Origin of the sequence: Enterococcus sp. HY326, assembly GCF_026157065.1 — a bacterium.
In the GTDB taxonomy this organism is placed as follows: Bacteria; Bacillota; Bacilli; order Lactobacillales; family Enterococcaceae; genus HY326.
This window is the reverse complement of sequence record NZ_JANLGQ010000002.1, coordinates 83,340-102,761: the sequence shown is the minus strand read 5'-3', so window position 1 is coordinate 102,761 and position 19,422 is coordinate 83,340. Positions and strand designations below refer to the sequence as shown.

General features: G+C 40.5%; 19 protein-coding genes and 1 other RNA gene. 9 read left to right on the top strand and 11 right to left on the bottom strand.

Annotation, left to right across the window (positions count from 1 at the left end):
* Positions 1–198: 198 nt before the first annotated feature.
* The 4 genes from ORH16_RS05105 to ORH16_RS05090 all read left to right on the top strand — a co-directional run bounded on the left by ORH16_RS05105 (position 199) and on the right by ORH16_RS05090 (position 3,138).
* The gene (locus ORH16_RS05105; protein ID WP_265456846.1) at positions 199–969 is read left to right on the top strand and encodes a Cof-type HAD-IIB family hydrolase; all 771 of its coding nucleotides are present in this window, start codon (positions 199–201) and stop codon (positions 967–969) included.
* A 131-nt stretch (positions 970–1,100) separates the two neighbouring features.
* Positions 1,101–1,468: a transfer-messenger RNA gene (gene ssrA, locus ORH16_RS05100) on the top strand.
* A 281-nt stretch (positions 1,469–1,749) separates the two neighbouring features.
* A complete protein-coding gene (locus ORH16_RS05095) occupies positions 1,750–2,328 on the top strand; it encodes a histidine phosphatase family protein (protein ID WP_265456844.1) in 579 nt (192 codons plus the stop codon).
* Positions 2,329–3,138, top strand: coding sequence for an MBL fold metallo-hydrolase (locus tag ORH16_RS05090; RefSeq protein WP_265456842.1), 810 nt, complete (start codon positions 2,329–2,331; stop codon positions 3,136–3,138).
* A gap of 84 nt (positions 3,139–3,222) precedes the next feature.
* Here ORH16_RS05090 and ORH16_RS05085 read toward each other — a convergent pair whose 3' ends face one another.
* The 7 genes from ORH16_RS05085 to ORH16_RS05060 all read right to left on the bottom strand — a co-directional run bounded on the left by ORH16_RS05085 (position 3,223) and on the right by ORH16_RS05060 (position 10,954).
* Positions 3,223–4,206 carry an aldo/keto reductase gene (locus tag ORH16_RS05085; RefSeq protein WP_265456841.1) on the bottom strand — a complete coding sequence of 328 codons (984 nt, stop codon included), beginning with the start codon at positions 4,204–4,206 and terminating at the stop codon, positions 3,223–3,225.
* A 60-nt stretch (positions 4,207–4,266) separates the two neighbouring features.
* Positions 4,267–5,730 (bottom strand): 6-phospho-beta-glucosidase, encoded by a 1,464-nt coding sequence (locus tag ORH16_RS05080; protein ID WP_265456839.1) that lies wholly within the window; start codon positions 5,728–5,730, stop codon positions 4,267–4,269.
* Between the two features lie 21 nt (positions 5,731–5,751).
* Positions 5,752–7,593 carry a beta-glucoside-specific PTS transporter subunit IIABC gene (locus ORH16_RS05075; protein ID WP_265456837.1) on the bottom strand — a complete coding sequence of 614 codons (1,842 nt, stop codon included), beginning with the start codon at positions 7,591–7,593 and terminating at the stop codon, positions 5,752–5,754.
* A 175-nt stretch (positions 7,594–7,768) separates the two neighbouring features.
* A complete protein-coding gene (locus ORH16_RS18900) occupies positions 7,769–8,170 on the bottom strand; it encodes an SIS domain-containing protein (protein WP_322597288.1) in 402 nt (133 codons plus the stop codon).
* Positions 8,143–8,661, bottom strand: coding sequence for a MurR/RpiR family transcriptional regulator (locus tag ORH16_RS18895; RefSeq protein ID WP_322597287.1), 519 nt, complete (start codon positions 8,659–8,661; stop codon positions 8,143–8,145). The genes ORH16_RS18900 and ORH16_RS18895 overlap by 28 nt, the downstream gene beginning before the upstream one ends.
* 154 nt (positions 8,662–8,815) lie before the next feature.
* A complete protein-coding gene (locus ORH16_RS05065; RefSeq protein WP_265456835.1) occupies positions 8,816–9,796 on the bottom strand; it encodes an aldo/keto reductase in 981 nt (326 codons plus the stop codon).
* Between the two features lie 150 nt (positions 9,797–9,946).
* Positions 9,947–10,954 (bottom strand): aldo/keto reductase, encoded by a 1,008-nt coding sequence (locus ORH16_RS05060; protein WP_265456833.1) that lies wholly within the window; start codon positions 10,952–10,954, stop codon positions 9,947–9,949.
* Positions 10,955–11,231: 277 nt separating this feature from the next.
* On the opposite strand from ORH16_RS05060, the gene ORH16_RS05055 reads away from it, so the two are divergent.
* Positions 11,232–12,134: a diacylglycerol/lipid kinase family protein gene (locus tag ORH16_RS05055; RefSeq protein WP_265456831.1), complete on the top strand. Its 903-nt coding sequence runs from the start codon at positions 11,232–11,234 to the stop codon at positions 12,132–12,134.
* Between the two features lie 62 nt (positions 12,135–12,196).
* The gene (locus ORH16_RS05050; protein WP_265456830.1) at positions 12,197–12,670 is read left to right on the top strand and encodes a TspO/MBR family protein; all 474 of its coding nucleotides are present in this window, start codon (positions 12,197–12,199) and stop codon (positions 12,668–12,670) included.
* Between the two features lie 82 nt (positions 12,671–12,752).
* Here ORH16_RS05050 and arcC read toward each other — a convergent pair whose 3' ends face one another.
* The 4 genes from arcC to ptcA all read right to left on the bottom strand — a co-directional run bounded on the left by arcC (position 12,753) and on the right by ptcA (position 17,267).
* Positions 12,753–13,685 carry a carbamate kinase gene (gene arcC, locus ORH16_RS05045; protein WP_265456828.1) on the bottom strand — a complete coding sequence of 311 codons (933 nt, stop codon included), beginning with the start codon at positions 13,683–13,685 and terminating at the stop codon, positions 12,753–12,755.
* Between the two features lie 14 nt (positions 13,686–13,699).
* The gene (gene aguA, locus ORH16_RS05040; protein ID WP_265456827.1) at positions 13,700–14,797 is read right to left on the bottom strand and encodes an agmatine deiminase; all 1,098 of its coding nucleotides are present in this window, start codon (positions 14,795–14,797) and stop codon (positions 13,700–13,702) included.
* A complete protein-coding gene (locus tag ORH16_RS05035; RefSeq protein WP_265456825.1) occupies positions 14,751–16,175 on the bottom strand; it encodes an APC family permease in 1,425 nt (474 codons plus the stop codon). Before ORH16_RS05035 ends, aguA begins: the two co-directional genes overlap by 47 nt.
* Positions 16,176–16,247: 72 nt before the next feature.
* The gene (gene ptcA / locus ORH16_RS05030; protein WP_265456824.1) at positions 16,248–17,267 is read right to left on the bottom strand and encodes a putrescine carbamoyltransferase; all 1,020 of its coding nucleotides are present in this window, start codon (positions 17,265–17,267) and stop codon (positions 16,248–16,250) included.
* 284 nt (positions 17,268–17,551) lie between these two features.
* On the opposite strand from ptcA, the gene ORH16_RS05025 reads away from it, so the two are divergent.
* Genes ORH16_RS05025 through ORH16_RS05015 form a run of 3 tightly spaced genes read left to right on the top strand, consistent with a single transcriptional unit; the run spans position 17,552 to position 19,303 of the window.
* Entirely contained in the window at positions 17,552–18,520 is a 969-nt protein-coding gene (locus ORH16_RS05025) for a response regulator transcription factor (protein ID WP_265456822.1), read from the top strand.
* Positions 18,517–18,657 (top strand): hypothetical protein, encoded by a 141-nt coding sequence (locus tag ORH16_RS05020; protein WP_265456820.1) that lies wholly within the window; start codon positions 18,517–18,519, stop codon positions 18,655–18,657. Before ORH16_RS05025 ends, ORH16_RS05020 begins: the two co-directional genes overlap by 4 nt.
* Positions 18,596–19,303, top strand: coding sequence for an HAD hydrolase family protein (locus tag ORH16_RS05015; protein ID WP_265456818.1), 708 nt, complete (start codon positions 18,596–18,598; stop codon positions 19,301–19,303). Before ORH16_RS05020 ends, ORH16_RS05015 begins: the two co-directional genes overlap by 62 nt.
* Positions 19,304–19,422: the final 119 nt, after the last annotated feature.

The following is a 19,422-nucleotide window of genomic DNA, read 5'->3' as shown; positions in this document are numbered from 1 at the left end:
AATTTCATGATATAAAATTTCTATTTTAAAAAAATTCTGCACTAAGCAAACCACTTTTTATCTAAAAATGAAATATCCTCTGCTTTAGTATACAAGAAAATCCTTAAAAGACCAATGTTGACGGTCTTTTTTCAAGAAAGTTTCCGTTTTTCTTCACAATCTGCTAAAATGAGAGAAAATTGTCTAAAGGAGTTTTCCATGAACGAGCTAAAAGCGGTGGCATTTTTTGATTTAGATGGCACTTTATTAAATGAGAACAGTCAAATTACTCCAGAAATAACCGAAGCCATGCAGCAACTAAAAGAAAATCATGTGCTGCCGGTGATTGCTACTGGCCGGACAGAAGTTGAAATAGACACAATTATGCAGGCAGCTGGCATTGATTCCTGCATTGTGATGAACGGCCAATTTATTCGAGTTAATGGCGAAACGGTCTATCAAGATATTTTCCCGCCAGAACTCTATCAGCGTTTTTACCAATTTGCCAAAAATTTAGGTCATGAGGTCAGCTTTTACAATGCCCGCCGAATTTGGGCCTTTGACACAAATGATTCGATGGAAAAAGCCTACAGTTTTATTCATGCCAACATGCCAGAAATTGTTTCCGAATTTCCAGATGAAACAGTGAATATGCTATTGGTTCTTGGTAGCGACCATGATGAACAATATCTTGCCGCATTTCCTGAGCTAACTTTTTATCGTAACTCGCCTTTTTCAATTGACACGGTAAAAAAAGGCACCAACAAAGGAACTGGTGTAAAAAATTTATTACACAATTTGAACTTAACAGATGTGCCAACTTTCGGCTTTGGCGATGGTTTAAATGATTTAGCTTTGCTAGAAGCTTGTGATACAGCAATTGCGATGGATAATGCTCGCCCAGAAGTGAAGGAAGCAGCTGACTACATCACGGCTAAAAATACTGAAGGCGGCATTGTGCCGGCGCTAAAACATTTTGAATTAATTTAAATTTCCACCCAGCAGATTTCAATTAATTTCTGAGTACAACAAGTTTCTTACTTTTTGAACTGCGAGCTTTGCTTTTTTTTGCAGACGTGTTATACTGTTTGAGCACAAATCCCGTGCACCCTTTAATTTTCGGGGGCGTTACGGATTCGACAGGCATAGTTTGAGCTTGAATTGCGCTTCGTAGGTTACGGCTACGTTAAAACGTTACAGTTAAATATAACTGCTAAAAACGAAAACAACTCTTACGCTTTAGCAGCCTAAAAACTGCTTGCGTAGATCCTCCCGGCATCGCCCATGTGCTCGGGTAAGGGTCTCAAAACTAAGTGGGATACGCTAAATTTTTCCGTCTGTAAAATTTAGAAGAGTTCATCAGACTAGCGAAGTTCGTCGCCTGTCATTCGGCAGCGGGCCAAGCGAAACTCAATTGAATTGACTATGAGCGTAGAAGTTGAAGTGGCAATGTGTTTGGACGCGGGTTCGACTCCCGCCGTCTCCATTTCTATTAATTCTGTGGAAATGAGCAAAACTCCGAAACCTGAGCATCAAGGGTTTCGGAGTTTTTATTTTCTGAGTTTTCAACGACAGAAAAATATTTCTGCATCATTTCTGCATTATCACATTCATCCGCCAGATTAATTTCTTATCTTCTCTCTCCCCCCACCTGTCTATTTCAAAAATAATTAAACCACTCTTTTCTCCAGCAAACATCATTTTACAAATCCCCCCTTGACTTCCAGTGACCTTTAAGTTGTACACTAAAGAAAAACTTTGGAGGCCACAATGAAATATTTATACCTTATGCGCCATGGCGAAACTTTATTTAATCAGCTGCACAAAATCCAAGGCTGGTGTGATTCCCCGTTAACGGAAGCTGGTAAAGCACAAGCCTTGCAAGCAAAACATTATTTAACTCAGCATAATATCACTTTTGACCATTATTTTTCTTCAACACAGGAGCGGGCCTGTGATACACTTGAATTAATCACGGATCAGCCGTATAGCCGCCGAAAAAATCTCAAAGAAATGAATTTTGGCAGCTTTGAAGGAGAAAGTACGCGCCTGCAACCGGTAGGACCGGAAAATTATGAGCATTTTTATGAACAGTTTGGCGGAGAATCAGCGGAGGAAGTGCGTCAAAGAATGCGTAAAGAATTGACTTCTATTATGAAGGAGACTCAAGAAAATGCTTTAGTCGTCTCCCACAATGGTGCTATTTTTTATTTTTTACAACAATTTTATCCTTTGAGTCAGCAACCCTTACAGCTGGCAAATTGCGGCTATATAAAATTTGCCTACCATGAAGAAGGCTTCACTTATATTGAAACGATTAATCCATCAACGGAAAGGAAATCAAATTAAATGAAAAATCAAAAAGGCCAAGCCATTCCAAATGAGACACAACCTATTCCAACGAAGGCTTTTAACAAGCAAGAGGGAACCACTTTATACTGGTTGGGAAATTCTGGTTTATTAATGAACAGTAGGGGGACGACCATTTTGGTGGACCCAGTGCTTGAAGGCTTTGACATTCCGCTTTTAATTGATATGCCTTTGAATGCAGCGGACATTCCTCAACTGGATGCAGTGCTCTTAACTCATTCTGATAATGATCATTTTAGTGTGCCCACATTAACAAAATTAAAAAAATTAGAACCGGCTGTCTACGGACCAAAATATGTCGCTGAATTATTTACAGAAAAAATTGGCGCACCAGCTAGCGGCCACGACCTTCATGACCATTTTAAGGTCAAAGATATTGAAATCGAAGTCACACCGGCTGATCATGCTTGGCAAAATGACACGACAAAATTCGATCGTGTCTTTCAGTTTGAAGATTTTTGTGGTTTTTATCTAAAAACCGTTGATGGTTCACTTTTTATTCCCGGTGATTCGAGATTGCTGCCAGAGCAATTGACTTTGCCTGAACCGGATGCAATTCTTTTTGATTTTTCAGATAACAGCTGGCATATTGGTTTTGAGAATGCTATGAAATTAGCCAACACTTATCCCCATGCCGATTTACTTTTAAGCCATTGGGGTACTGTTGACGCCTTTGATAAAGATGTCTTTAATGGCAACCCTGATGATTTATTTCCAGTCGTCACAAACCCTGAACGAATTCAGGTGTTGGCCGCTGGAGAAGCTTTTTCATTAGTCTCTCATCAGTAAAAATATAATCCTCATCCTCTGTTAGATTAAAACAATCTAGCGAAGATGGGGATTTTTTTTGACTCATCTATCAATTTTGTAGAATTACTTGCCTGTGCGTTCTTTTTCACTTTGGGGATAGCGGTCTCCGACAATTGTAATCGCAGCAAGTGCTTGATTCAACTTGCTTAATTCTTCTGCTGTAAAAGAAATTGTTGCAGCCTGAGCATTTTCTTGGACACGCTCGTTATTTGTGGTGCCTGGAATCGGAATAATCCACGGCTTTTGCGCTAAAATCCAAGCAATTGCAATCTGGGCCAAGCTGGCAGCTTTTTCCTGAGCAATTATTGTCAAGAGGTCTAATAATTTTTGATTGGCTTCTAACGCTTCTTTGGTGAAGCGGGGCAGCTCTTTGCGATTATCATTTTTCGTAGCAATCGATGCAGCCGTGACTTTCCCGGAAAGATAGCCTCTGCCTAATGGACTATAGGCTACTAAACCAATCGACAGCTCCTCTAAGATTGGAAAAATTTCTTTTTCCAAGTCACGCCACCAAATTGAGTATTCACTTTGAATAGCTGTCAAGGGCTCAATGTTATGGGCGCGTCGAATTGTTTCACCATTGGCTTCAGAAAGTCCCCAATGTTTGATTTTCCCTTCTTTTTTAAATTGCTGCATGGTAAAAGCAACTTCTTCGATGGGAACATGGGGATCAACACGATGAATGTAATACAAATCAATGGTTTCAGTTTGCAATCTTCTTAAGGAACCCTCAAGCGATTTCCTCAAGGTTTCAGGGCGGCTGTCTGGCCAATTTTTCAAGCCATCAATTTGAAAACCGCCTTTTGTAGCAATTTGTAACTGATTGCGTTTATCCTTTAAAGATTGTCCCACAAGTTCTTCATTTGTATAAGGTCCATACACTTCCGCAGTATCAAACATCGTATAGCCAGCATCGAGGGCTTGATCTAAAATTGCTTTGACTTCTTTTGCTGATTTAACAACGCCTCGATGGTGGTTTAATCCCATGCAGCCAAACCCGATGGCTGATGAAAGAAAATGATTATTACCTAACATTCTTGTTTGCACATTTCTACCTCCTTCAAGTTGGCTTTCCATAAATTATTTTTTTGATAGTTAAAATCAATTTCAGCTCTTGACTGAACTTGGTGCTGCCATTTCAATTGTTGCCAAATTTTCTCCGTTGGTTTCAATGACTTGTCTGTACCAATAAAAAGATTTTTTTCTGCTTCTAGCAAAGCTGCCATTGCCTTGATTGTCGCAATCGACATAAATGAAGCCATAGCGTTTGCTCATCTGTCCGGTGGAAGCGGCAATTAAATCGATACAGCCCCAAGTTGTATAACCGATTAGTTCAATGCCATCGATTGTGACCGCATCGGTGAAAGCTTGGATATGCTGTCTTAAATAATCGATACGGTAATCATCTTCAACAAAGCCTTCAGCATTGGGGGTGTCAACGGCCCCCAAACCATTTTCAACAATAAAAAGTGGCTTTTGATAGCGATCATAGAGCTGGTTTAAAGAATTCCGCAGACCCAATGGATCAATTTGCCAGCCCCATTCAGTATTTGTTAAATGAGGATTTTTAATCGTGCCATAAATATTGCCGGTGTTTTGTTCATAATCCTCTTCGTGGGCACTGACGGTTCGGGAAGAATAATAAGAAAACGATACAAAATCAACCGGCGCACTGGCTAAAATTTTCGAATCTTCTGGATCCATCTCAATTTTTAAGCCTAAGCGTTCAAAACGCTTTAAGGCATAATTGGGATATTTGCCTCGTGCTTGCACATCGATAAAGAAATACCCTTCACGGTCGCGATTGATGGCTTCTTGATAATCTTCAGGACGGCATGTATAAGGATAATTATTGCCTCCTGCTAACATGCAGCCCACCAAATTCTCCGGGTCAATTTCGTGGGCCTTTTTAGTCACTAAGGCACTCGCAACTAACTGATGATGGGCAGCTTGGTATTTGATTTCTTCTTGGTTCTCCCCTGCTTCAAAAACTAATCCGCCGCCGACAAAGGGTTGGTGCAATAAAATATTAATTTCATTGATGGTCAGCCAATATTTTACCAGACCTTTAAAGCGAGTCAGAACAGTTTGGGCATAGTTCACATAAGCCTTGATCATCTGACGGTCTCGCCAAGCACCGTATTTTTTAATCAAAGCCAACGGCACATCAAAATGGGCAATCGTTACTAATGGTTCAATTTGATGCTTTCTTAGTTCTTTGAAAATTTTTTCGTAAAACAGCAGGCCAGCTTCGTTGGGCTCGGCATCGTCACCATTAGGAAAAATTCTGGTCCAAGATAACGACATACGATAGACCTTGAAGCCCATTTCTGCAAATAATTGAATATCATCTAGATAGCGCTGATACATGTCAATCGCCTTTTGAGCGGGATAATAATGCTCATCATCCCACGCCAACATTTTCAATTCTCCCAAACCGACCGCTTTACGATCAGCTCCTAGGGGCAACATATCAATATTTGACAAGCCCCGATTGTCTTCAAGGACACTTCCTTCTGCTTGATTAGCAGCTGTTGTACCGCCCCATAAAAAATTTTTAGGTAAAGACATTAGTCATTCCTCCACTTTTTCTTAAACTTTAATTGCTAAAACATTTTCATTGCAAGTTGTTGGACCGGCCACTAACGGTTCAATTATTGAATATTGCGGCGTGTTAGTGACCACAACTGGTACTTGAGTGCTGTAACCAGCGGCTGTAATTTTTTCAATGTCAAAAGTCGACAACAGCTGCCCCTTCGTAACTCGTTGACCATCTTCAACAAAGGTTTCAAAAAATTGACCGTTTAACTCCACTGTATCTAGGCCAACGTGAATTAAAACCTCGACGCCAGTATCAGATTCCAAACCGATTGCATGCTTCGTTGGGAAAATTGTCACGACTTTGCCATCAAAGGGCGCTAAAACTTCCCCTACACTTGGTTCAACAGCGAAGCCTTTTCCTAAGGCTTCTGAAGCGAAAACTTGATCTTTTACTTCACTTAAAGGAATAATCTTTCCTTTAAGCGGACTAACCAAGGAGATATCTTCTAAAATAATTTCTTTGACCTCTGGAATCGTCGTGTCTTCAAATTTAAAACTTAAAACATAAGTTAACACCGCCGTCACGGCAGCTGAAATAATCAAGGCGATAATAATATTCCAGAAAAACGTCATCGTGTTGTCGCCAATATAAAGTAAAACCGCAGGCAAACCAGACGAACCTGTAGCAAAACGATGGGTGTTGGTTAAGCCGGCGTACAAGCCGCCTAATCCGCCACCAATCATTGCCGCCACTAACGGATATTTTTTCGGTAAATTAACGCCGTACAAGGTTGGCTCGGTAATGCCCATATAAGCGGTGATTGAACCGGATGTGGCAATCTGCCGCAATTTTTTATCCTTTGTTCTAAAGGCCACCACGGCTGAAGCTGTTGCTTGAGCGATATTGGAACAAACGCAACCGGGACCAAAAATACTATCGTAGCCTAATTCTGCCATTTGCATCATCCCTAAAGGTGCAACCCCATTGTGTAGACCAAACATCACCATGATTGGTAAAAAGCCACCGATTAACACTGCTGGTACCCAGCTGGCGTTGACGCTTAAGAAAGTAAAGAAGCTGGCTAAGTAGCCACCCAAGACACTGCCAATAGGACCTAAAACTGAAAAAGCTAGCGTTCCCATAATTAAAAAGGTCAACAGCGGTACAAAAACCAGTTCGACTGATTTTGGTATAATACGATTCAAAGCTTTTTCAACATAAGATTGTACAAACACAATAATTAATATCGGAATAACCGTGCTGGAATAAGTTGCTAAAGAAAAAGGAATAATATTAAAAAGTTGCACGGGGTCCCCTGCGGCGACTAAACTGGCCCAATTGGGATGCATCATCATCGCTGCCACCGCCACGGCTAAAATCGGATTTGATTTTAATTTCTGCGCTTCGGTAAAGGCCAATAACATTGGTAAGAAATAAAAGACACCATCAGCAAAAAGATTTAATAAATAATAGGTTTGTGAATCCGTAGTAGTGAGATTAAAAACAACTAGCAAGGCTAAAACCGCTTTAACCATCCCCGCACCGGATAAGGCTGGAATAACCGGCTGAAACGTACCGGAAACAAATTCGATGATTGTATTTAAGATGCCTTTTTTCTCGCCATTTTCAACAGGACCACTGACATCAATATCTTTTTCGACTTCTTCAAAGACCTCTTTCACATGGGTGCCAATCACCACTTGATGGACCCCACTGCTGACAAGATATTTTGCTACTCGATCCAAATTTTCAAGGGCTTTTGTCTGCACCTGGCTGTCGTCTTTGTTTTTAAACCGCAATCGGGTTTGACAATGATAGGCGTCACTAATATTTTCTTTGCCGCCTAAATCTTGGATAATTTCTTTGGCTAATGCTTTGTATTTTTTACTCATGAAGAGGCTCCTTTCAAGTCCCACAAAAACTTTTCAACGTTTGAACTAGTTCTATAGCAGAAGATTAACACGGAAAGTTAACGCTTCCAATAGTTTCCAGCAACAACGAAACGGGTTTCGAGAAAGTTCTCAAAACCCGTTTTTTTATGAAATTTATTCCATCTTTTGAGCGTTTTTAAAAATCCTCCTGCATCGCTTTAAAATTACTCGCCCGTTCTGATTCCAAATCTTTGGCATTATTAATTTTGATTGCAAGATTTTTTTGGTAATCCAACGCAAAAACTTTTCCGTATAACACATCTAGGACTAGCATAATTGATTCTTCCGTCGCAAAGTTAGTAATTTTAGAATAGAGCTTTTCCCGACTAGAAATATTTAATACTACCGTCGCATAATCCCGCAGATAATTTTGCCCACCGCTAGTTAAACCGATAATCGGCACCCCGTTGCGCTTTAAAATTTTGACACTGCTGATGGGATCTTTTTCTGGACTATTACCAGAGTATGAAATGATTAAGCCGCAATCAGCAGGAGTCAGTGAGTGGGAAATCAGCCCCATTTCACTGGGGCGGGCCATAAAGGCTTTTTTTGGATGGAGAGTAGTTTTCGACGGAACAATTCTCCGTAATAAGAATTAGGGCTCGCTCCATAAATCACTAAATTTTTGGCTTGATTAATTAAAGCCGCCGCCATATTTAAATCCTCTTCTTCAAAAAGGGCCACTGTTTCCTGCAGGCTTTGCATTTTCAAATTGGCAATGTTTTCAATGATTTCCAGGGTCTTAGAATTTTCGTCGAAGGGTAGATTAGGGGCGACACTGTCACTGGCGCTTAATTCTAAGCTGGCAACCTCATGGGTGAAGGCGTAAATAAATTCCCGCCAGCCGGAATAGCCGAAATATTTGGCAAAGCGCACCAAGGTCGGCTTAGAAGAAAACGTTCGCTGGGCGATTTCCTGCATCGTCAGATTCGCCAGCTGATCTTTATTTTCTAAAAGAAATTCGCCAATCGAACGGCGGGCATCGTTTTCTTTAAAGGCCGCATCTTCTATTTTTTGAAATAAATACATCTTCTCACTCCTTAAAAAAAGACTGGAGACCTAAGTTTCAGCAGCAGCAACTTTTTTCTTTGTCCATAGCCGGCAAATTTTGAGACGGTAGACAAGATTTCAGTTGCTGCTGTGATAAAACTTATACACTCACAGTCTTTTTGCAAACATGCTATTAGTTAAAGCCGACGATTGAATGAGGCAGATAAGGTTCTTCTAGATAAGCGATATCGGCTGGTGTTAATTTCATGTCGACAGCCTTCACTGCGGTTTCAACGTGGGACAATTTGGTAGCACCAATTACTGGGGCCGCTAAAGTTGGTTTACTAAAGAGCCAGCTTAAAGAAATTTCGACACGGCTCACACCATAGCGCTCTGCTAGTTCTCCAACGCGATCAATAATCAGCTGATCTTGTTCAGCAGTTTTATCATATTTAGAACGAGCCGTATCATCTGTTTCCAAGCGTTTAGAAGATTCATTATTATTGCGGGCCAATCTGCCAGAAGCCAGTGGACTATACGGTGTCAGTGCAATTCCTTTTGATTCACAATAGGGAATCATCTCCCGCTCTTCTTCCCGATAAATTAAATTCAAATGGTTTTGCATCGAAACAAATTGAGTCCAGCCATTTTTTTCAGCAACATTATTGGCAGCTTGAAATTGAAACGCATGCATGGCCGACGCACCGATATAACGAGCTTTGCCAGCTTTAACTACATCATGCAAGGCCTCCATTGTTTCTTCTATTGGCGTTGTATAATCCCAGCGGTGAATGATATACAAATCGACATAATCTGTTTGCAGGCGTTTTAAACTTTGGTCAATTTGCGACATAATATGCTTGCGGGACAGCCCGCCGCCGTTTGGCCCGTCAAACATTTTTTGATGAACCTTGGTAGCCAAAACAATTTTATCCCGGTCAGCGTAATCCTTTAGGGCAGCACCTAAAATTTCTTCGCTGCGGCCAATTGAATACACATTGGCCGTGTCAAAAAAGTTAATGCCTAAATCCAACGCGCCTTTAATAATCGGGCGACTGGCATCTTCCTCTAGCACCCATTTGTGAAACCAGTTGACTGGGTCGCCAAAACTCATTGCTCCCAAACAAATTTTTGAGACATCTAAACCAGTATTTCCTAATTTTGTATATTCCATAAGACCGCTCCTTTAAAATTAATTACCCATTAAGTTTACTGCTAGGGCTTTTTTTCGTCCAATACTTCTCTAGCAAACTTCACTATGCTTAAAAGGCATTTGACGTTTTTTTGGTTCAACGGACTGCTGCCGCTTAAACCGTAATTTTTCTTATTTTTTTGACCATTGTTGGCCAAAACTTGCCTGTTGTGATTCAACATGGCCCCGATGACCATGAACAGTGATTTTATCAAGGGCGGCTTCTAAAGCACTAAACTCTTCTTCAGTTAGTGTCACATTCCAAGCTGCTAGATTTTCTAAGATGCGTTCTTGATTTTTAGAACCGGGAATCGGCACGACATTCGGATATTTATGGAGCATCCAAGCTAAAGAGATTTGCGCATTGGTCGCTTTTTTTTCTGTTGCAAAGCGCTTTAAAATTTCCAACACCGGTTGATTGGCAGCAATATTTTCTTTAGAAAGCTGGGGCACAAATTTGCGCACATCGTCGCCTTCAAACTTAGTTTCACTGGTCACTTTTCCCGACAAAAAACCACTGGCAATCGGTGAAAATGGTATCACTGTGATCCCATTTACTAAGCAGTAAGGAAAAATATCTATCTCAGCATCCCGCTCCAGCATTGAATACAAATTTTGAACAGCGGCCACTGGTGTGACTGCATGGGCTTTGGCTAAAGTTTCCGCTGAAACCTGTGACAGCCCCCATTCTTTGATTAAACCTTCGGCAATTAATTCGCCCATCACCGCTGCGACATCCTCTAAAGGAATCGCTTCATTGATACGGTGGAGATAGTATAAATCGACATAGTCTGTCTGCAAATTTTTTAATGATTGCTGCAGGTGTTCCCGAATGACTTGGGATAAATTTTTTTCAGCCGTCAGCTCTTTTTCGTCAATATGCAGCTTAGTAGCAAGGACGACCTCGTTACGAAAATCTTTAACCGCTTTGCCTAAAAGCTGTTCATTGTGACCCGCAAAAAACATTTCTTTTCCGTAAGCTTCTGCTGTGTCAAAAAAATCACAGCCAAATTCATAGGCTTTTTGGATAGCCGCAATGGCGTAATCTTCATCAGGTACTGCACCGTAGCCGTGGGAAAAGCCCATACAGCCCATGCCAATTGGTGCCACTGTTAAACTGCCGATTTTTCTTTTTTCCATTGAATACGCCTCCTAGATTTTTCATTCTACTTAAGCCTACAAGTTATAAAAATATTTGTCTAATACTCTTTCAAATTTCACCTATGCTTTTCAGGCATGTAAGTAACTGGTGAGATGACGCTAAGCACTACGAAAATTTTTCCTTCGCATAAAGTTGAATTTCTTCACTCAAGCGCTGTCAAAAATTTCGCATATTATTTTTTTCAAAAATCAAAATAGCTTACCCTTAAAAAAATCCGTGCTATCCTTAGTGTAAATCATTTAAGGAGGTCATCACATGACTAAAGTTTTATTAATTGTCAATCCAAGTTCAGGCGGCGAGAAAGCCGCAGAGTACAAAAAAATGGCGCAGGAAAGTTTACAAAAAATGTTTACTGAGGTCGTAACCAAAGAAACGACTGGCGATGGTGATGCGACAAAATTTGCGAAAACCGCCGTTCAAGAAAACATGGACGCTGTCTTCGTTATGGGGGGTGACGGCAGTGTCAACGAAACAATCAGTGGCTTGGCGGGTGCTGAGCAGCCACCAAAATTTGGTTTCTTTCCTTTGGGCACCGTCAATGACTTAGCGCGGGCTTTAGAGATTTCGCTAGACCCGGAACAAGCGATTCAAGAGGTCGTCGCTTATCAGCCACGTCCATTAGATGTCGGCAAAATCAATGACAGCTATTTCATGAATTCCGTTGCATTAGGCGATATTTCTGAGGCGGTGAACAATGTCAGCGTTGAGGAAAAAACGAAATTAGGTAGTCTAGCTTATTTCGTTGCTGGTGCCAAAAGTTTTATTAAAAATGAGCCCCATGAATTCCAGATGGTCATTGACGGACAGCAGGAAATTTTTGTCGGTAGTACGGTAATGATTGGTTTGACCAATTCGATGGGGGGCTTCGAAAATTTATTTCCTGATGCGAAAGTTGATGACGGGAAATTTCATATGATTTATTTAGAAGATCAAAATAAATTAGACATGATTCGTTCTGCTCCCCAACTGCTGATGGGCGTCACAGAGGATGGTGCCAAATTAAGTTATCGCACCTTTACCGAGGCTGAAATTTCTTTAACTGATCATCAGCAGCTACCCGTGAATGTCGATGGTGATGGCGGTTTGAAGCTGCCAATTCATTTAAAGCTCCTACCGGCACACTTAGAAGTTTATTGTCCAGTAAATGATTTGTCCTAATCAGTCAATCCGCTCTTTTCGCCTACTTCTGCTAGACTAAAGAAAAACAAGGAGGCGTTAACATGAACAAGAAAAGATGGCTGATTTTACTAGCCGCCGTTGTTGGGACAGAATTAGTTGGTAGCTTGTCAGGACTTTTAGCCGGCGACATCCGCGGCATGTATGAATCCTTTAATCAAATTCCCCTCTCACCGCCAGGCTCACTTTTTGGCATTGTCTGGCCGATTTTATATTTTCTAATGGGGCTTTCACTATTTTTGATAATCATCACTCCGGCAAAACGCTCTACTAAGATGTTTGCCTATGGAATTTATGGCCTGCAGCTTTTATTAAATTTCACCTGGAGTTTGGTTTTCTTCGGTGGCGATCAAATGTTTTTGGCGATTTTTAATATTTTAGCCTTAGACTTACTCGTCTTGTGCCAAATTATTTATTATCGGCGGATTTCCAAGTGGGCGGCTTATTTATTAGTCCCTTATCTGGTGTGGATTTTATTTGCCACTTATTTAAATATCGGCTTTGCCTTGGTCAACTAACAGAATTTTTTAATTCTTAGTAAAATACTAAAAACCTATTTAAAGCCCGATGAAAAACCGGGACTTTAAATAGGTTTTTGGATTAATTGACAATCACTGTTCCACTAGTACCGGCAATCGCTTCTGTCGCTTTTTCCAAAGAAGCGATAATCGCTTTGCGGCCCTTTTTGGATTCTGCAAAATTAATGGCGGCTTCCACCTTAGGCAACATGCTACCGGGGGCAAATTGGTTCTCTGTGATATAGTTTTGCATCGTTGAAACATTTTCTTCAATTAAAGCTTTTTGATTTTCTTGTCCAAAGTTGACAAAGACATGGTCAACAGCTGTTAAGATGATGAAAATATCGGCGTCAATCAGAGCCGCCATTTTCGCTGCGGCAAAATCTTTGTCAATTACCGCTTCAACACCTTGATAGCGAGTCCCTTTGTACTCAACTGGAATACCGCCACCACCACAGGCAATTACAACTTGCCCAGCCTCTACTAAAGTTTTTAAACTAACTTTTTCATAGATATCAACCGGTTTTGGCGATGCAACGACTCGCCGCCAGCCACGACCAGCATCTTCTTTATAAACATCGTGACTTTCAGCCATTATTTTTTTTGCTTCCGCTTCTGAATAATACCCGCCAATCGGCTTTGTAGGATTTGAAAAAGCTGGGTCATTGGGATCGACTACAACTTGTGTCAACATTGAGATGACTGGAATATTTTGGAAGCCACGGCTGACTAACTCCTCATCAATCGCTTGTTGCAAATGATAGCCGATATACCCTTGGCTCATTGCTGTACATTCTGGAAAAGGCATTATTTTTTCTGGTTCAGCTGCATCAAATTTTTCAAAAGCCAAACGAATTTGTCCCACCTGTGGACCATTGCCGTGGGCGATGACCACCTGATGGCCGGCACTAATTAAATCGGCGATGGATTTAGCCGCTAATTCAGCCTTAGTCAACTGCTCGTTTGCAGAATTTCCTAATGCATTGCCCCCTAAAGCAATTACTACTTTTGCCATACTATCCTCTCCCTCTACCGTTCTGGTTGTTGTTGGGTAATGCAATGAATATTACCGCCGCCATAGACCACTTCAACCGTGTTGACGCCAACCACTTTTTTATCAGGAAACATTTTTTGGATTTGTTCTAACGCTAAAGCATCATTGACATCACCATACTGAGGAACAATCACGCCGCCATTAGTAATTAAAAAATTCATATAAGAGGCGATGCAAATGTCGCCATCTTCTCTCGGCATCGTCCCTTCAACATAATCGATTTTAAACTCCCCTTTAATCGTGACATTTTCAACGGGGCAAGTCAGCTTGTGAACCTTTAACTGACGACCTTTGGCATCGGTCATTTTACTGAGACGTTCATAGGCATCTTTAGCGGCGGCATAAAAAGGACTGCTTTGATCTTCGGTGTAAATACAAGCAACTTCGCCGGGAGCGACAAAGCAAGCAACATCGTCGACATGGCCATTAGTTTCTTCTGGATCAATACCGTCTTTCAACCACAAAACTTTTTCACAATTTAAATATTCACAGAGCATTTTTTCAATTTCTGCTTGAGTCATCTGAGGATTACGGCCCTCACTAAGCAGACACATCTCAGTTGTCAAGACTGTTCCCTCTCCATCAACATGGAAAGAGCCCCCTTCTAACACAAAATCCTCTGTTCGATAGGAATCTGTTTTTTCAATTTCGCAAATTTTTTGTGCTACTAAGTCGTCTTGGTCCCACGGAAAATACAAACCGTCTACCAAACCGCCCCATGCATTGAATTTCCAATCGGCAGCCCGCAGCTCACCTTGGTCGTTAATTAAAAAAGATGGTCCACAGTCTCTGATCCAAGCGTCGTTATTCGACATTTCATAAACCGTAATTTCCGGTGGCAGCTGGCGGCGGCAATTTTGAAATTGCTGCTGGGAGACCACTACATTCATCGGAGTAAACTCACTAATTGCTTTAGCCACAGCGGTAAAGGCCTCCTGTACTGGTTTACCTCCGTCCCGCCAATTATCTGGACGCTCTGGCCAAATCATCCAAACCTTTTCCTGAGCTGCAAATTCAGCCGGCATTCTAAAGCCGTCCTGTTTCGGTGTTGATGTCGCAATTCTCTTTGCCATCTTGATTTTCTCCTATCTTCGTTTTCTTTATTTTTTTTATCCAAATAATTCCTTCACCAAATAAGATAAAAACGATTGCCCCGATTGTAATCGGCAGCTGCTCACTTAACGAAGCTGCATCGAATTGTAAAGGCAGTGCCGTGAAAATGAGTGAGATAATAATCATCACCATTGGTAAAACGACTAGTGAGCCTAAAAAGAATTTCCCGCCGCCAACCTTAAAAGGTCTTGGCGTATCTGGATCAATTTTTCTCAGTTTATAAAATGCTGGAAAGACTGGCACATAAGACAGTAGGAACATCACCAAATTCAAAGAGAAAAAAGCCCAGAATAAATCTTGATTTGGTAAAATCGGTGCAATCACCACCACGACAGAAGCGACGATACCATTCATTAAGGCCGCACCAGTTGGCATGCCGTTTTTTTGACTGCGTTTTGTGAAAAATTTTGGCATATCGCCATTTTCAGCGGCGTAGCAGGCTGTGTTATTGACTCCTAAGGACCAAGAAATCATATTTCCAAACAGCGTCAGTAAAAATAGAAAGGCCATCGCAATAATAAACCAGCCGGTAGTTGAACCGGTCAACAATTTAAAGCTATCCATCAAGCCACTGCTGGTGCTAATTTGATCAGTCGGAATTGCCACACCGATCCCAAAAGCAGAAAAAATATAGATCGCGGCAATCACTAAACCAGCGGCAATAATTGATTGGGGAATTTGTTTTTTTGGATTTTCCATGTCATCGGCAAAGGTACAAATGACCTCAAAGCCCAATAAATTAAAAATAATCACCGAAATAAAGGATAAGCTGTTCAAATCAAAGCTCGGTAAAAGTGAGCTTAAAGTAAATTCATTGGCCATACCTTTTGTCAACGCAACATAGACACCTAAGCCGCCGATTAAAACCGCCAGTAGCATTTTAATGACTGCTGCACCATTTAAAATCCAAATGCTATCGCTAACCGGATAAAAACTAATCCAAACAATCACCCAGATAAAAATCAGCTCGATGATGATCGCACCGATTGTCGGAAATTCGATTCCGGTAATAGTTGTCACCAACTCCGGACACATGACCGCTAAAGAAGCCAGCCACAAAGGATAATTAATCCAATAATACCAAGAAACCCGTGAACCCCAACGATGACCAAAAGCTTTGGTGACCCAATCATAAATGCCGCCATCGCCAAGGTAAGTCGTGCCTAATTCAGAAGAAATCAAACCATAGGGGAGTAAGAACGTTATCAGTAAAAAAATCCACCAGAAAAATTGCGAATTGCCGATGGCTGCTACCGGAGCTGCTGCTTCTGCTACAAAAACGACACAGATAACCGACAAGATGGCACTCATCAAGCTAAATTTTTTCTTTTTTTCCATGCTGTTCATCCTTTCTATCACTGCAATTGTGGAAGCAAATGAAAAATTTGCTTCCACAATTGCCACGAATTTTTACAGTGGTTTGCCTAAGAAAATTTCCAAATCAGCTTTGGCTTCGGCTTGTTTAGCACTATCAATTAGATGATTGGCTGCATAGTTGTCCATTAAATACACCAGCAGTCCCCGAATTGAGGTCAAACGATTTTCTGCTTCGTCAAAACAAATTGAATTTTTGCCATCAATGACGTCATCGGTCACCTCTTCACCACGAGTGGCCGGCAAACAGTGCATAAATTTCGCATTTTTTCCTGCTTTGTCCATTAATTCTTGGTTGACTTGATATTTTGGATAGAAGACATTCATTCGTTCCTCTTCCGATAACTCCGCTTCGTATAAGCCATACCAAACGTCTGTGTATACAAAATCAGCGCCGACAATCGCTTCCAAGTCATCGGTCACCACAAACGTTCCACCGGAGACTTCACAATTTTTTTGCAGTTTCGCTTGATGGTCGGCATTTAATTGGAAACCCTTTGGTCCAAATTGCACAAAATCCATGCCCATTTTGGTTGTAATCAATCCTAAAGAGAAACAAACTTGCGTCGCATCTCCAATAAAAGCGACTTTACAGTCTTCGATTTTCTTACCCGCTGGTAGATGTTCAAACATAGTACACAAATCGCCGATTTCTTGTGTCGGATGGTTGTAATCAGACATGCCGTTAATCACTGGAATCGTTGCATGGGTCGCCAAATCATTAACACTGTGATGGCGTTCTACTCGAGCCATTAAAATATCAACTAAACGTGACAAAACACGACTTGTATCTTCAATTGTTTCGTGACCGCCTAATTGAATTTGTCCAGGAGCTAAATATTCGGCATGACCTCCCAATTGCGTCATGGCTGTTTCAAATGAAACCCGTGTTCTAGTAGAAGATTGTTGGAAAATCATACCTAAAGATTTGTTTTTCAGCAGCTGCGGATAAAAACCATTTTTGATGGCTGCTTTAATCTTTAATGAAAGATTGACGATTTTCAAAATTTCCTCCTTGTTGTAATCTTCTGTTGTAATAAAATCTTTTGTACTCATTTGTGTTTCCTCCTCAAATTTATCTTTCTTGCACCCTCAAGTTAACAATTTTTTGGGGGGTTTACGATAAACCATAAGATGTAAACGCTAACAAATTAAAAAAAACAATGAAAATACGGGTTTAAATTGAGGTATAAACCTAAGATTTATCAAGGGTTTAGAAAAGTTTAGGTGAAAGTTTAGCAGAGAGGACAAAATAACTGCGGGGAAAAATGTTATACTGAACCTGTCAAAGAAAAAGCAGCTTGATATTTTTGTCTCTGCTGATTGAAAGGGTTTTTACGATGATGGTTGCTATTTTTATTTATAATATTTTACTCCTCTTGCTTTACACATTTAGTTTGTCATTGGTTTTTGTCAACTATCTTAAAGAGAAAAAATCGCTTCTTTTAGCTATCATATGCTTATTGAGTTTTTTTATTCTGGATAATGTCATCATTTATATGACGGAATTTTTAGCTGGTTTTGCAGACGGCTACAACTCATTATTTATGCTTGTGCCAATTGTCAAAGCCCTCATTTTATTAATGAACAGTTTTTGTTGCATTTGGATTACTAATTCAATTTTGGAAGAAAAAATTAAAACCAGTCAAATTGCCATTTTAATCATCATGGCAATTTGGATGCTCTCAGTGCCGATGTTAGCCGATTCAGCTTTAAAAGTTTGGCTCTTTTACCTGCCAAACCAGCTCCTGCTGTTTTACTTAGGCGGTTATTGTCTGCTTCAATTAAAAAGCAAGCAGCTCAGCCAAACAGCAACTTTTTATTTAAAGGCAATTGCTGTCTTAGCTTTAATCAGCGGCATTTGTATTTTAAGTGAAGATACGTTTGTTATCTTTAATCTTGACCAATACAGCTCTTTAACCTTAAAAATTTTCAATCGCAACTTTAGTGAAGATTTATTTTCAATCGTCAGTTGCCTTTTAATTTTACGTTACATATTGAAGGACTTTTCGTTTACACAGACCAGCTCACAAGCATCATCTGACAAGTCTGAATTAATTGATAAAAAAATTTGTCGGGCCTTTGAAAGCCATTATCAACTGACACAGCGAGAAACCGAAATCTTTCAGCGGCTATTGCAACAAGAATCTAACCAAGAAATTGCCGACAGTTTGTATCTATCCATCGGCACTGTCAAAACCCATGTCCATAATATTTTTATTAAGTTGGAGATTAATAAGCGCAATCAGATAAATTCTGTCTATCAAAAGTTTATCTCTGACTTTAATGTTAAAGGAGAGTCCCAATGACCGCTTATAAAATTGCTTTTTTTGATATTGACGGCACTTTAGCTGATAATCAGCTGCCTAAAAATTTAAGTATTTATGATCGAATTCCCGCTTCGGCTAAAAAAGCGTTGTTGCGATTACAAGAACAACAAATTTGAAACGGTAATTGCCACCGGGCGCAGCTATTCTTTCATCAAAGATTTAGCAGCTCGTTTAAAAATTGGCAGTGTCATCGCTTCTAACGGGGCCCAAGTTACTCATCACGGGCGAACTATCCAACAGCATGCATTAGCCCCTCAACTAGCTCAGCAAGTTATTAAAGAATTGGAAAAGCGCCAGATAGACTATTTGATTGAAACAACGGAGGCTATTTTTTATCCTCCGGGAGCTGATTTCCGTGGCGATAGTCAGCTGAATCCACAACCTTTAACAAGTAAAGATCAATTGCCACCAAATATTTTACAATTTATTTGTCAGCAAACTGATAACCAGCCACTTTCCCTAACTAATCCAGCGGTAATCGGTGAAAAAGTTGCCCCGACAATTGCTAATATCCACGCCGAAAATGTCAGCAAAGCATCCGGAATTTCAGCGCTGCTTCATCAGTTAAAGCTTACACCTGATGAAGCGATAGCCTTTGGTGATGAAGAAAATGATTTAAAAATGTTTGAAGCCGTTGGTCTTCCAATCGCCATGGGCAATGCTACTGCCCAGCTGAAAGAAAGAGCTCGCTTAGTCACTGCAGATGTGGGCGATGATGGTATTTGGAAAGCCTACCTCCAGTTAGGATTGATTCAAGACTAACGATTGAAATTTCCGGCTGAGGTTATCTTTCATTTGATAGACTTTTCTATTTTTCAGCTATCAGGATACATTTTTTTGACAGCAAATTTTTGAGATAAGATAATTACAAAGCAAATGAC

Coding starts and splice junctions, on each gene's coding strand:
- ORH16_RS18895 (WP_322597287.1), bottom strand. CDS start 8,661: ATGTATTTATTTCAAAAAATAGAAGATGCGGCCTTTAAAGAAAACGAT.
- ORH16_RS05025 (WP_265456822.1), top strand. CDS start 17,552: ATGATGGTTGCTATTTTTATTTATAATATTTTACTCCTCTTGCTTTAC.
- ORH16_RS05065 (WP_265456835.1), bottom strand. CDS start 9,796: ATGGAATATACAAAATTAGGAAATACTGGTTTAGATGTCTCAAAAATT.
- ORH16_RS05035 (WP_265456825.1), bottom strand. CDS start 16,175: ATGGAAAAAAAGAAAAAATTTAGCTTGATGAGTGCCATCTTGTCGGTT.
- ORH16_RS05075 (WP_265456837.1), bottom strand. CDS start 7,593: ATGAGTAAAAAATACAAAGCATTAGCCAAAGAAATTATCCAAGATTTA.
- arcC (WP_265456828.1), bottom strand. CDS start 13,685: ATGGCAAAAGTAGTAATTGCTTTAGGGGGCAATGCATTAGGAAATTCT.
- ORH16_RS05080 (WP_265456839.1), bottom strand. CDS start 5,730: ATGTCTTTACCTAAAAATTTTTTATGGGGCGGTACAACAGCTGCTAAT.
- ORH16_RS05105 (WP_265456846.1), top strand. CDS start 199: ATGAACGAGCTAAAAGCGGTGGCATTTTTTGATTTAGATGGCACTTTA.
- ptcA (WP_265456824.1), bottom strand. CDS start 17,267: ATGAGTACAAAAGATTTTATTACAACAGAAGATTACAACAAGGAGGAA.
- ORH16_RS05020 (WP_265456820.1), top strand. CDS start 18,517: ATGACCGCTTATAAAATTGCTTTTTTTGATATTGACGGCACTTTAGCT.
- ORH16_RS05090 (WP_265456842.1), top strand. CDS start 2,329: ATGAAAAATCAAAAAGGCCAAGCCATTCCAAATGAGACACAACCTATT.
- ORH16_RS05095 (WP_265456844.1), top strand. CDS start 1,750: ATGAAATATTTATACCTTATGCGCCATGGCGAAACTTTATTTAATCAG.
- ORH16_RS05060 (WP_265456833.1), bottom strand. CDS start 10,954: ATGGAAAAAAGAAAAATCGGCAGTTTAACAGTGGCACCAATTGGCATG.
- ORH16_RS05050 (WP_265456830.1), top strand. CDS start 12,197: ATGAACAAGAAAAGATGGCTGATTTTACTAGCCGCCGTTGTTGGGACA.
- ORH16_RS05055 (WP_265456831.1), top strand. CDS start 11,232: ATGACTAAAGTTTTATTAATTGTCAATCCAAGTTCAGGCGGCGAGAAA.
- ORH16_RS18900 (WP_322597288.1), bottom strand. CDS start 8,170: ATGGCCCGCCCCAGTGAAATGGGGCTGATTTCCCACTCACTGACTCCT.
- aguA (WP_265456827.1), bottom strand. CDS start 14,797: ATGGCAAAGAGAATTGCGACATCAACACCGAAACAGGACGGCTTTAGA.
- ORH16_RS05015 (WP_265456818.1), top strand. CDS start 18,596: ATGATCGAATTCCCGCTTCGGCTAAAAAAGCGTTGTTGCGATTACAAG.